The organism is Anoxybacillus suryakundensis (assembly GCF_001418025.1).
In the GTDB taxonomy this organism is placed as follows: Bacteria; Bacillota; Bacilli; order Bacillales; family Anoxybacillaceae; genus Anoxybacillus; species Anoxybacillus tengchongensis.
Genome location: NZ_LIOK01000029.1, coordinates 1 through 13,073 on the forward strand (window position 1 = coordinate 1; position 13,073 = coordinate 13,073).

Below are 13,073 nucleotides of genomic sequence, written 5' to 3' on the forward strand. Positions count from 1 at the left end.
GTTCGGTACGTATCCAAAATACACGCAAGCCACCCATGCCCTTTGTCACGCCCATCATTTGCGTGAGTGAAAAGGCTTCATCGAACAAGGGCATACATGGGCATCGCGCATGACGACGTTTCTTTTAGCCGCCAAACAGGCCGTCGAAGCTCATCACGGTGCGCTTTCCGAAGAAGAAGCGAAACGATGGGAACGAGTGTATGATCGCATCCTAGCGAAAGCACAGCACCGATTAGAAACGATGACGCCTCTTCCGAAAAAAGCACTCGCTTTTGTTCGACGGCTTCAGAAACGAAAGGAAGAAGCGCTGCGTTTCTTACGTGAAGTGCATGTTCCCTTTGACAACAACCAAGCCGAACGCGATCTTCGCATGGTCAAAGTGAAAGAGAACATTTCGGGTACGTTTCGCGAAGAAACATTCGCCCAGTCGTTTTGCATCACAAGAAGCATCGTTTCCACACTCGCGAAACACGAAAAAAACGTGTGGGATTCGTTATGTCTTCTGTTGACAGGCGACACGCTCAATCGTATTCTTTCTACCACTTAGGGCATTTTCAATCAAGGGGATGTCCTATTTGTGTTGCGCTTCTCTACATACTACTATCGGGGTGAATAGTTACAATCCTTCCTCATCCACCAATATGTATCTCCTGTTGTTATTCTCTAAAAGAACCTCTTGCACCCTCATAGACCTTCACCACCTAAAGGTTTGAGTCAAGAGTTTGTGGGAGATTTTTTTCTCGACCGATTTTATTGGTTATATATGGTTTTATGGACTTGTTTCATGTAAGCACTTTTATCTGCTCTTATCCTGTAGGTATGTGCCTATATCTGTGTTTTTAAAAACCTTTCAATGCTTGCAATACCTCGTAAATCGGTGTCCCTGAAGATTGCAAAGGTATGAGATATGATGTCGTACCACTTCTGCCATTTGCGTTTGCACGCGCTTCAGTGCCTTTTTCACGATCTCTTCTCGTTTCGTTTCTTCTCGTTCTTCCACGCAACACATCACTCCATCGCGTGTCCGAATAAGTAACGTATCTTTTATCGCGGCGATTGCTCGCAACATCGCTTCAATCCCTGCGTCCTTCCAACTTCGACCATTTTTGCTTCGCTTCGCAAACACATGCATCGTTCCTTCCGCACTGCCCATCGCCCTCATGTTTGTCGTGTCGATCCCTTTTTCCTTCAGCCATACGCGATAGTCACGCAAACATCCTGGCATCTCCTCGATTCGACGAACAAGCGCCTCGAGTTGCTTTTCCTTCTCCTCATGTTCTAGCGTACCGATGGCACTTGTGAGTTCTCGCAACACTCCCTCTTCATCCCATGACGCGAATGTTTTTCGAATCGCCCGATATCTCGCATGACCTCGGAACAATTGCCGAATCTCTCTCGCCACATGGAACCGATCGAGCTGAAAGTACCCTCTATCTCCGAAATGTTCACGACAACCCGTGATCCATGGGGCATCATCTCCATTGATGACGACCCAATCTTCTAGTGGATCATACCCATATTCTTTCACTAAGAAGCTCTCGATAGCTTCCCAGATTGGCTCATTCGTTTGATGAACATAGTAGCGTCGGTTCACCAAAGAAACCCGTTTGCCGTTTTTTCTCCCATCCTTGGTGAATCGTCACGATTTTCTCTTTTTTTCCTTTCATGCGGCTTCGTTGCCGTTTGACGTACAACCCGTCCGCTTCAATGAAAAACACCCGACCTTTTTTCTCCATCTTGCGGTGTCCAACGACTTCAGCCTCGACAATCAACTGACGAATTGTTTCGTGGCTCATGCACGCATATCCCACCAGTTTTTCTAAGGACTGAGCAGCTTGTCGATACGATGAACCTGTCACTGCCAGATGAATCGCTGTTTCTTCTAGCAACGGACTGACTCCATGTGCCCCATCAAACTGAAGAAAAGCATCCAACAAACAGACATACCCCTGTTTTTCCCGATCGAAGTAATAGTTCCGCTTGACTTCCAATTCCCCAAACATCGTCTACATCCATATCACCCGCTTATCTTTGAGCGCGTATCGTTTTTTATCTCGTTTTTCCGCTAATGTGTGATCGATGTCCTCCAACACCTGTTGAAGCAGTTTACCATATTCTTTTTGCATATGCCGAAACAATAACTGTTCAATGTCTTTCCATGTGACTCCATCTGTGATATAATCCTGCATGGGCTCCACTCCTTTCTTTGGTTGTTTTTTTCGCACTTACTACCTTACAGGAGGAGAGCCCGTTTTTCATCTATTTTGCTTACATATCGGACGGGTTCCTGATTATACCAAATCAGGAACCTGTCTTCTTTTCTCCCACAAACATTTTACTCATACCACCTAAAGTCTTTTCTTTTTTACGCTCGGTCGAAAGACCTCGCTACCCCTCCCGCTGTGGGCTATGTCCCCTTCCTCTTTAAAAAACAAAAATTATGTTTTACCTATTTTATACATAATAGACCATATTTTCAACATCTAAATAATAGGTCTATTATGTATGAAAAAAGAGGATATATGTTCTTATACTGAACATAATATCCTCTAATCATTATAGTATAGTTAATCACAAGGACCGGTGTTTTTTGGTTTAAAGTCCAGAGGCAACATGGTACATGCAATACTAATACCATGTCATAGGCGATGATGATGAGAGAAACGTCTTCCATCATCCATTGATGAATCAACTTTCTTCGCCTTTGTCCAGACAACCATCCTCATTAAAACTTTCTTCAGTATCCTGTCTCTTCGGACAGATTGAATGATGCATTATACCTGTTCATGGACAATTCCTTTCCATCCCCCGAATGTTGTAATGTCTTCAGCTTCTTCAACAATATATGGCTCACATATAAAACCGGGCACTTCAGAACCGTCTTCCAACTCTACTTTTCCTATGCTAAGCGGAGATGGAATAGAGGCCACAAAAGCGCCAAATCGATCGATCGGCATTTCCCATATTTCTAATTGAATAGCACTTCCTCCCTCTCGCTTTTTGATGAGTCCCGGTTTGGCCGGCTGAGTCGGAAGACGAAAGAGTTGATATTTAGCTGCCGTTCTCGCTTCACAAACAAAACGCGCGCCATGTTCGTGCATTACTTGTTCCAACGGAAACCCTCTCATATGCAAACCACAAACAGCAATTAATGTTGTTTCTTTGTTCTCTTTAGAAAAAATCGATTGCAACTGTGCTTGGTTGCCGTATAAAAATAAATTGGTAACACTGCAAATCAGCCCTTCTTGTCCGGAGAGGGCAAAAAATGTAACTCCAAATGGGAGATCAAGGGCTGCATCGCCAGCAGGTACAGCAACAGCACACAAATCTAATAAATTACAATGATTGGTATAACGCCCCATATCGCTATTCGTACGAATCGGTTCCTCTCTTACTTGATCGCGCGTCCATGTTCCACCACAAGTCGGTAGTACGAACACAGCATTTTGTAACTGTTTGTGAACGTCTAATTTAATGGACTGCAATTGGTGCAAAGCTCGAAATACCGATGCCGCATCATAAGAAGACGAACCGGAACGCAAAACTTGCTCTGTCACCGGGAATGTAGACTGCGGATGCGACTCAATAAATGGCCCTAAATCAGCCCAACGTTCGGCAACAAATGGACCATCATAAAGCAAAGAAGCTGCTTTAGCAAACGGCTGAATATCGATATATTCCACAGGAACCCCTAATGTTTGCAATTTTATGACAGCACGCTCCCATGCATGCTTATATTCATTGGCAAATGGCCCGAAAAAGTCAAGCGTCCCTTGTGGTAGATAGATTTTGCTTGGAAGCTGTAACACAGGAGATGGAATCTCCTTAGACCACGGATCTTTTTCATCTATCCCTCTTACAACCGAATCGACTAGTAACATATCATCTAAATGATGAGCAAATACCGTTACGCAATCAAGACTAGCGCATGCAGGAACTACTCCTCTTACCGGCCATGCTCCGCAGCTGGGCTTAAATCCAATAAGGCGATTTAACGCAGCCGGCACGCGCCCTGATCCAGCTGTATCTGTCCCGAGCGCAAAAGCGGCATGTCCCCGGGCCACAGCGACAGCAGAACCTGAACTAGATCCACCGCTTATTAACTCTGGACGAAAGGCGTTATGAGTTTCTCCATAAGGGCTTCTTACCCCAACAAGTCCTGTTGCAAACTGATCCAAATTCGTTTTGCCGACCGGAATGGCCCCAGCATCAATCAGTCTCTGAACTACTGACGCATGCTCTGGAGGAACGTAAGCATAATCAGGACAACCGGCTGTCGTAGGAATTCCTGCCAAATCAATATTATCCTTAATGGCAAAAGGGACTCCCCATAGAGGGGACGTCTTAAAATCTTTATATTTCAATTGATCCAAAAATGGTTCTATCCAATCAAGTGAAGGCGGTGTAATCCAAATATTCATATTTGATTCTTTTTGAGCTCGTTGAATAATTGCATCAATCACCTCTTTCGGCGTAATCTCCCCTTTTTCATACATCTGGCGCAACCATCCAATTGTCAATAAACGTGGAATACTCATGCCATTGGCACCTCCGCATCTTCTTCAAAAATGCTGACAATGATCTGCCCTGCTTGCACTTCTTCACCTGAACGAACGTGGACAGAAGCAATGTATCCATTACAAGGAGATACTTGAGGACATTCCATTTTCATGCTTTCCTCGATAATCAATACATCTCCTTTGCGAACATACTGTCCAGAAGAAACCAACACTTTCCATACACTTCCCTGCATCGAGCTGCGTACGGCTACTGCTCCGTCTGGAAGGTCGACTTCATGATCTGCTGGTTTTGTATGATGTTCTTGCACGCATTCTGCGAGACCAAGTTTTTTCCAACGTTCCCGCTCCTCAGAAAACGCTTGTTGTTGCCGATCACGGAACCGTTTGGCGCTGTCTTTGATCGATTCAAGAAAATCAAGATATTCTTTCAAACGAAAAGTTGTTTCAATCGTTTCTACTTCAAATCGACCGCGCAAAAAATCTTCCCTAATACGCAAAAGTTCATCTGCCTCTACCGGATAAAACTGAATTTGATCAAAAAAGCGCAGAAGCCAATGTTTTCCATATTCGAAATTTTTTGTTGAACGAAACTTATTCCACATTTGTACTGTTCGCCCAAGAAGTTGATACCCCCCAGGGCCTTCCATACCATATACACATAAATATGTTCCACCAATCCCTACAGCATTTTCTGGGGTCCATGTCCGCGCTGGATTGTATTTCGTAGTGACAAGCCAATGCCGCGGATCAATCGGAATGGCTACAGGTGCACCTAAATATACATCTCCTAGCCCTAAAACGAGATAGTTGGCCGCAAATACGATATGTTTCACATCTTCAATACTCTCTAGACCGTTCACTCTCCGAATAAATTCTAAATTGCTAGGACACCATGGTGCATCCGGGCGAACATTTTGTTGATAACGCTCTATTGCTAATCTTACCGCTGGATCATCCCAAGAAAGCGGCAGACGAACAATTCGTGACGGCACTTCAATCGATTCCAAAGGCGGCAAAGTGCGATCCAATTCTAAAACATATTGACACGCCTCTTTAACTGATATTCGCGATGGATCGATATGAATTTGCAACGATCGAATACCAGGAGTAAGATCAATAAAAGGAATCTTTCCACTCTCCTGAATTGCTTGCATAAGCACATGGACTTGAAAACGATAAAGAACATTCAATTCCAGTCCACCATACTCTATCAGCAAATTTTCATCCCCACAACAGCGGATCGTAATTGGAAACCTTCTGTTCTTTTCTTCGTAAGCAAGCAATGGATAATTTGAAGAAATGTCCACACGTTGTTTTGGTAATTCAGGAACAGTAATCGTATCTCTTTCCTGATGATTTCCAACCATCTGAAAATAATGTTCCATTTCTTTTCGCAATGTCTCTGCTTCATCAAGGGTCATTAATTGAAAGCATACCGTATCGCTCGGTCGTAATTGCCCAATTTTCCATAACTCAGCTGATGCTGTTGTCACAGGGCAAACAAACCCCCCAAGGCTAGGTCCGTCGGGTCCAAGAAGAATCGGCATGTCTCCTGTTAAATCAAGCGTACCGATTGCATACGGATTGTCGTGAATATTCGAAGGATGGAGCCCGGCATCCCCTCCATCTTCGCGCGCCCACTGAGGAGCAGGACCAATAAGGCGAACTCCTGTACGTGAGCTGTTAAAATGAACTTCCCATTTTGTTTCTGTCAATTGTTTAAGATAATCTGGATGTAAAAATTCTTCTGTACAGTGCGGTCCTGGGATTACACCGATCGTCCATGTGTTTGAAAAAGCTGGTCTAGCTGTGACAGGAAGTTCTTCTATATGGAGTGGATATTTATAATCGGTACGAACTGAAAGAACATCTCCCGTTCGCAAAGCACGTCCTCCATGCCCACCGAATCCCCCAAGTGTAAATGTAGAAGAACTTCCTAGAATGCGAGGCATATCAAATCCTCCACGAACAAGCAAATACGTGCGCATTCCTTTCTCAGCTTCTCCAAACTGAAGCACTTGCCATCTTTTCGCTAAAATCGGCTTATACATCGGAATAGGAACGCCATCAAGCGTTGCTTTCATATCCGCTCCAGTAATGCAAAACCATATATCATCTCGAAAGCGGTATGAACCTCCACGTAATGTTAGCTCTAAACCAGGTGCTCCCTCATCGTTGCCAAGCAATTTATTTCCAATACGAAACGAAAGCGAATCCATCGGTCCAGATGGAGGCACCCCGACATTCCAGTAGCCAATTCGCCCAGGCCAGTCTTGGACAGTTGTTTGCATTCCTCCGTCCAATACTTCTAATGCATGTTCTACATGAGAAAAATCATGTAAATATCGTGTATACACATGGCCTTTTTGAAATTCTTTGTCATTCAAAACCGCCTTGACATATGAAAGATTTGTAGCAATTCCGTATAATCGTGTCTCTTCTAATGCTTGAATCAACTTTTTGAGAGCCTCATCTCTATTTTTTCCATGGGAAATGATTTTTGCTACCATTGGGTCATAAAGTGTTGTGATCGTCACTCCGTCTCTAACCCACGTTTCAACACGCGCTTTTTCTGAAAAAATTACTTGATCAATCTGGCCAGCGCTTGGACGAAATTGATGGAAACAATCTTCTGCATATAAACGGACTTGAATGCTATGCCCTTGAGGTTGTTTTACTAACGATGGCAAATGGCGCAACTCATCAGCAGCTTCAAGAATCATCCATTCAACTAAATCAATGCCTAATACTTCTTCCGTAACCCCATGTTCTACTTGAAGGCGAGTATTGACTTCTAAAAAGTAAAATTCTTCTGTTTGAGGATCATAAAGAAACTCAACGGTACCGGCATTCCGATAATTGACATCCGCCGCGAGACGTTCAGCTGCTTCTAACATCTCTTTTCTTACCTGCTCTGGCAAATTAGGTGCAGGGCTCTCCTCAATCACTTTTTGGTTTCGTCGCTGAATTGAACAATCTCGTTCACCTAATGCCACGACCTCTCCAAAACGATTTCCAAATATTTGAACTTCAATATGTCGTGCTGTTCTTATATACTTTTCTAAAAAAACGCCGTTATCTTTAAAATTTACTTCAGCAAGATGGCGCACTGCTTCAAAGGCAGAGCGCAAATCATCTTCATTTTCGCAAAGGCGCATCCCAATGCCTCCGCCACCAGCTGTACTTTTTAAAATAACAGGATAGCCAATCGCATCCGCCTGACGCAATGCTTCCTCAACCTCTGTAATGAGATCTGTCCCCGAAAGCAGGGGGATTCCTGCTTTTTTGGCAATTTCACGGGCTGAATGTTTCAATCCGAACATTTCGATTTGCTCTGGATTAGGTCCGATAAACGTAATGCCTTGTTGCTGGCAAGCACGAGCAAACTCTGCATTTTCACTTAAAAATCCGTATCCAGGATGAATGGCATCGGCTCCTGTTTCTATTGCTGTTTTTAAAATAAGATCGGCATTTAAATAGCTGTCTTTTGGAGGACCGTCCCCGATGAGGACGGCCTCGTCAGCATATTCAACATGGAGGCTGTCTTGATCTGCTTTTGTATATACAGCCACCGATGGAATACCAAGCTTGCGCAACGTACGCTCAATCCGAACAGCGATAGCCCCACGATTGGCAATGAGAACTTTTTTAAACATCCATATCCCCCCATTTTCTCTTATAATTTTTTATTTGTTCCAAATTAGCAACTGGATCGGTGTAGGATTATAAGCATTACATGGATTGTTTAATTGCGGACAATTGCTTATCAATACCATAGTCCGGCGCAAAGCAAGCAGTTCAACATACCGTCCCGAACCAGAAATTCCATCCGCAAATTCCAAATTCCCCTCCGGCGTAACAGGAACATTCATAAAAAAGTTCACATTTGGCGCCAAGTCTCTTTTGGTATAGTTTCCGCCATGTTGAGCCAAAAGAAGCATAAATGTATCACGGCAGTTATGCATAAATAAGGTGTCATGAGAATAACGCACCGTATTGCTCTGAGCAGAGCAAGCCCCACCTAGCGTATCGTGTCTCCCACATGTATCAGCAACGATTTTTAGCAATTCCTTTCCAGACTCTGAACGTAATATAGATCCCGTTGTTAGATAAATGTTTTTCTGAGCGGTAATTGTCGCTACAGCACTGTAATGATCTTCCGGATTTTCCGAATCAAAAAATAGCGTATCAACCGCTTGATTTCCTTCTAAATCAACGATCCGAAGCACTTGACCTGGAAGCAATTCACGCATCCACCCTGTTCCAGCCGGAACAATTGTGTTATATACGGCATTTTCTACTTTTCGAGGACTTTCTACTTGATTTAACATTGTTTCCTTTCCTCCCTTAATGATTTTTTGTATAACATCAACTCATTAATTGGTAATACTCCAATGTATTTTCAAACGCTCGCCGATTTTCTGGGCAAAAGTTAAGACAATAATCGTCCTGCTTTACAGTCTCAGCGTCATATACTTCCATCTTTACAGGTACAGAAGGATAAGAAGTTCTTGGATCTAACGGATTGGGCGTATTAGAAAGTATAAGCAATACATCCATTTCTGTTCGCAATGTGACCGTATCTCCTTTTTGGCAATGATCAACGATAAAATGCATATCTCCCCGATGGTCGCAATACACTTTTGAGAAAAGATTAACAACAGGAACTAAATCTCTCAGTCCCAATCCATTTCGAACTAGTTCCATCGCAAAATTTTCTTCTCCGCTGCGAAGCCAGTCATTTCGTAATTGTTGATAGGTGGTCACTCCATATTTGGCATCTGTCATTTCTCGAGTGGTATAACCTGAAACAGTATCATGCCAACCAACACTATCCTCGATAATACTAACCAACACCCGTCCGTTGTCACTCAACAGTACATTCCCCTTCGTCAAGTAAAACGTATGCTGGGCCTTTAGTGTATCCGGCATGTTATAACGTTCAAACTTATCCTTTGCGTTATACAGCAATAATGAAACATTTGCTCCTTGATCGAGAGCCGTAAAACGAATACATTTCCCCTTTCCAATCACTCCAGACCACTTTCCTCCAGGAACTAACAATTTAGACCAGTATTGTTTCATGATCGATAAACCTCCCTTTAAAAATGTTGATATATCAAGGTTTCTTGGCCTCTTAGGGGTGCCAAAAAATATTTTTCGACAAAATCCATAACATGTTCTTTCAGTTTTGTTGATATCTAACAGTCCATAGGTACACTTCGCGGCCACTACTCCTTTACTGAGTTAGAAAATCAAAAGGAGGCAACAACGAGACAAAAATTGTCTTCACTGACACCTCCCGGGCTTTTATCCCTCCGTGTACACAGTTTCTCACTGTGCGTTTTCCCTCGAACCAGACCAAATACTAATTAATCTGCGGAACCCTAGAAAACTTTGTTATTCATTTTTCTTTGAACCTAATCCACAAGACGCTGTCTTTAATAATGGAGGAGAAAGCATCTCATGGACGTGTTCTGTGAGAACCCCCACCAGGGCATGAGTCGTATTTATTTCCCATGCTCGGGCATCGCTCAAAGCTTACTCGCAGACGTTTTTAAAAATTAATGATGTAATAGAGAAATGATGTGCTTTTTCATTTTCATAAATCGTTCTACGTCTACGAGTTCTCCATCTTTGAATAATTGCAAATCTGCATCAATCTCTTCGACAATTCTCCCCGGCCTTGCCTCCATGACATAAATCCGTTGCGAAAGAAAGAGGGCCTCATCGATATCATGTGTAATGAATACAATAGTTGTCTTCTCTTTTTTCCATATATCTAGCAATAATTTTTGCATGGATTGCTTTGTTTGCGCGTCTAAAGCTCCAAAAGGCTCATCCATTAACAACACTTCAGGTTGATTGGCTAAGGCCCGAGCGATCGCCACACGTTGCTTCATTCCCCCAGACAATTCCTTACTATATGAGTTAGCAAACTTTTCTAATCCCACCAGTTCTAAATAACGATCAGAAATTTCTCTCCTCTCTTTTTCCTTCATCCCTTTCAGCTTGAGCCCAAATTCAATATTTTCTCTTACTGTCAGCCAAGGAAAAAGGGTATACGATTGGAATACCATTCCTCGTTTTCTGCTAGGTCCTCTCACCTCTTCTCCCGAGACTTTCACACTTCCCGAAGTATGTTCTTCTAAACCAGCCAATATCCTTAAAATCGTTGATTTTCCACATCCTGAAGGACCAAGGATGGATACAAATTCTTCGTTTTTTACATATAGAGACACATTTTCTAACGCCTGAAATGAGCCGTTTTTTGTTTTGTATATTTTCGATAGATTCTGAATTTCGATTTCAATTTTTGATTCTTGCGTTAAATAATCATTCTTTACTGCGCTCAGCATTTAAATTCCCCCTTCATTCAACCCAAGGAAATAACTTTTTATTGATAATTGCAAAGCAACGATCAATGATTAACCCTAACAGTCCAATTACAATAATGCCAACAAATATGGAATTGGTATCCAAAAAACGTTGTGCTTTCATAATGGTATATCCCAGACCACTATTGGCAGCTACGAGTTCCGCTACTACTAAATAAGTCCAAGCCCATCCCATAATGAGTCTCATAGTCGTCATTAATTGCGGAAGCATAGCAGGAATAATCACTCTCGAAATGACTTGCCAGCGGTTGGCTCCAAGAGTGTAAGAAGCGTAAAGCAAATCCTTGTGAACTTGGTTTGCATTATCCGCCACCATTAATACTACTTGGAAAAAACATCCTATGAAAATAACAAGAATTTTGGCTGTTTCCCCAATTCCAGCCCACACCATGATCAACGGAATGAAAGCAGCAGCTGGCATATAACGGAAAAACTCAGAAATTGGTACAACAAACGATTCTGCAAATTTAAATGTTCCTGCCAAAATTCCAAGAGGTATACCTAATAAACACGACAGTAAAAATCCCATAAACACGCGGTACACACTTATTCCAATTTCCTTCCAATATTCAACACTAAGCAAAGATAAAAATAACGCCTGAATGACACTTAAAGGAGAGGGAAGAAAGACTTCGTCAACGAATTTAAAGTAACTTAATCCAATCCAAACGCCCAGTAAAACTAGAAACGCTACCGCTACGCCAGTAAAGTACCATTGTTTAGAAATATCTTCACGGATTCTCAGCAACCTCCAATTGTTTCTTCTCTCCTGTCTCCATTCCATAAAATCAGCTCCTTATTTGTTTCTCCTAATTTCTTCATTGATGAATGTCTGATCAACTAATTGGTCCAAATCAGGTATTTCTTGAATAAAACCTAATTCTTTTAAGAATTCTGCATTTTTTCGAGCTGTATAATAAATCGACTGATACGTATTTCCTTCTTGAAATGCCCTTATGTTTTCCTCTGGCGAAAATAACTTAAATCCCTTCATCCCAGCGTCAAGTTCTTCTTTAGAGATCCCAGCTTGTTCAGCTATTAACTGGATCGATTCATCATAATGGTTAGAGAGATAGTTCACTGCATCAAACCAAGCAGCTACTATTTTTTGAATATCCTCCTTTCGAGTATTTAAGATTTCCTCTCTTACAACAAAAACATCGGCAATGAGTCCTGGAAAATCAGCGGATGTCACCAGCTTATGCCCCTTTCCTTTTTCCACTGCCATACTCAAGAATGGCTCCCACAACCCAGCCGCATCCAGCTTGCCAGCAATAAACGAACTCCCAGCATCTTGAACCGTCAAATTAGTGAATTTCACATCCGATTCGCTTAACCCAGCTTCTTTCAAAGCAGTAAGCATAAAGAAGTGCTCGATAGTTCCAATTTCTGTGCCGACTTTCTTTCCTTTTAAGTCAGCAACGGTCTTAATATCCTTAGTAGCAACTAGTCCATCTCCTCCCAATGAGTTATCAGTAATGAACACAACTTTTAAATCAACTCCTTTTTCAATAGGAGAAATCGTGTCAATGAGCGCTTGGCTGTTGGCATCAATTTTTCCAGTATTTAATGCAGAAAGAGAATCAGCATAAACCGGAAACCATACAAGTTCTACATCGACTCCATGCTTTTTAAAAAAACCTTTTTCTTCAACTAAATGCCACAAATACCAGCTGGGCAATGCACTAAACCCGATTTTGATCGGTTGACTTTTACTTCCATCCTCTTTCGTGCTGGTAGACGAATTTCCACAGGCTGTTGCCAATAACAAGATGATGGCTAAAAGATAGGTTACTCCCCAATTTCTTTTCATCTTTCTCACCTCGATAAACAATTTGGTATTGTCAAAAGTTTTAAAGACATACCCTAAGTTTTTATTGATTTTATGCGGTTTTCGACAAAAAAAGCTTGCCACCCCTGCTGTTTTTGGTACGATTGAGGTAACCCCACACCCAATCAAAACAAAGGAGTGACAAGCTTGTTACCTCAATCATTAATCAAAATGCTCCAAATAATCAAGATCCAATATCAAATCATTATTTATTTACTAGGTGTACTTTTTGGAAAGTCCCTCACAGACTGGGATGACGAAGAACCGGTGAATCAATCGTATCAGAAACTCCAAGTCGATGAACTGCCTGTCATCGAAACGCTT

Annotated in this window: 7 protein-coding genes, 2 pseudogenes and 1 riboswitch; of the genes and pseudogenes, 1 reads left to right on the plus strand and 8 read right to left on the minus strand. The window is 42.2% G+C overall.

All coding sequences use genetic code 11. The features are described from left to right. Positions 1-547 (plus strand): annotated as a pseudogene (locus tag ASC42_RS13035) (IS66 family transposase); the annotation flags it as partial. A gap of 292 nt (positions 548-839) precedes the next feature. Here the strand turns inward: ASC42_RS13035 and ASC42_RS13040 are convergent. The 8 genes and pseudogenes from ASC42_RS13040 to ASC42_RS13075 form a co-directional block, all read right to left on the minus strand. After that, a pseudogene (locus tag ASC42_RS13040) lies at positions 840-2,189 on the minus strand (ISLre2 family transposase). Positions 2,190-2,774: 585 nt separating this feature from the next. After that, positions 2,775-4,538, minus strand: coding sequence for an allophanate hydrolase (gene atzF, locus ASC42_RS13045; RefSeq protein ID WP_055442064.1), 1,764 nt, complete (start codon positions 4,536-4,538; stop codon positions 2,775-2,777). After that, positions 4,535-8,176 carry an urea carboxylase gene (gene uca / locus ASC42_RS13050; RefSeq protein WP_055442065.1) on the minus strand — a complete coding sequence of 1,214 codons (3,642 nt, stop codon included), beginning with the start codon at positions 8,174-8,176 and terminating at the stop codon, positions 4,535-4,537. Before uca ends, atzF begins: the two co-directional genes overlap by 4 nt. 30 nt (positions 8,177-8,206) lie before the next feature. Beyond that, the gene (locus ASC42_RS13055) at positions 8,207-8,851 is read right to left on the minus strand and encodes an urea amidolyase associated protein UAAP2 (RefSeq protein WP_055442066.1); all 645 of its coding nucleotides are present in this window, start codon (positions 8,849-8,851) and stop codon (positions 8,207-8,209) included. Between the two features lie 37 nt (positions 8,852-8,888). Next, positions 8,889-9,605 carry an urea amidolyase associated protein UAAP1 gene (locus tag ASC42_RS13060; protein ID WP_055442067.1) on the minus strand — a complete coding sequence of 239 codons (717 nt, stop codon included), beginning with the start codon at positions 9,603-9,605 and terminating at the stop codon, positions 8,889-8,891. 212 nt (positions 9,606-9,817) lie between these two features. After that, a riboswitch (guanidine-I (ykkC/yxkD leader) is annotated at positions 9,818-9,922 on the minus strand. A gap of 162 nt (positions 9,923-10,084) precedes the next feature. Further along, the gene (locus ASC42_RS13065) at positions 10,085-10,879 is read right to left on the minus strand and encodes an ABC transporter ATP-binding protein (RefSeq protein WP_055442068.1); all 795 of its coding nucleotides are present in this window, start codon (positions 10,877-10,879) and stop codon (positions 10,085-10,087) included. Between the two features lie 13 nt (positions 10,880-10,892). Continuing rightward, positions 10,893-11,702 (minus strand): ABC transporter permease, encoded by an 810-nt coding sequence (locus tag ASC42_RS13070; protein WP_020755142.1) that lies wholly within the window; start codon positions 11,700-11,702, stop codon positions 10,893-10,895. A gap of 12 nt (positions 11,703-11,714) precedes the next feature. Further along, a complete protein-coding gene (locus ASC42_RS13075; protein ID WP_055442069.1) occupies positions 11,715-12,731 on the minus strand; it encodes an ABC transporter substrate-binding protein in 1,017 nt (338 codons plus the stop codon). Positions 12,732-13,073: the final 342 nt, after the last annotated feature.

Coding starts and splice junctions, on each gene's coding strand:
- atzF (WP_055442064.1), bottom strand. CDS start 4,538: ATGAGTATTCCACGTTTATTGACAATTGGATGGTTGCGCCAGATGTAT.
- uca (WP_055442065.1), bottom strand. CDS start 8,176: ATGTTTAAAAAAGTTCTCATTGCCAATCGTGGGGCTATCGCTGTTCGG.
- ASC42_RS13055 (WP_055442066.1), bottom strand. CDS start 8,851: ATGTTAAATCAAGTAGAAAGTCCTCGAAAAGTAGAAAATGCCGTATAT.
- ASC42_RS13060 (WP_055442067.1), bottom strand. CDS start 9,605: ATGAAACAATACTGGTCTAAATTGTTAGTTCCTGGAGGAAAGTGGTCT.
- ASC42_RS13065 (WP_055442068.1), bottom strand. CDS start 10,879: ATGCTGAGCGCAGTAAAGAATGATTATTTAACGCAAGAATCAAAAATT.
- ASC42_RS13070 (WP_020755142.1), bottom strand. CDS start 11,702: ATGGAATGGAGACAGGAGAGAAGAAACAATTGGAGGTTGCTGAGAATC.
- ASC42_RS13075 (WP_055442069.1), bottom strand. CDS start 12,731: ATGAAAAGAAATTGGGGAGTAACCTATCTTTTAGCCATCATCTTGTTA.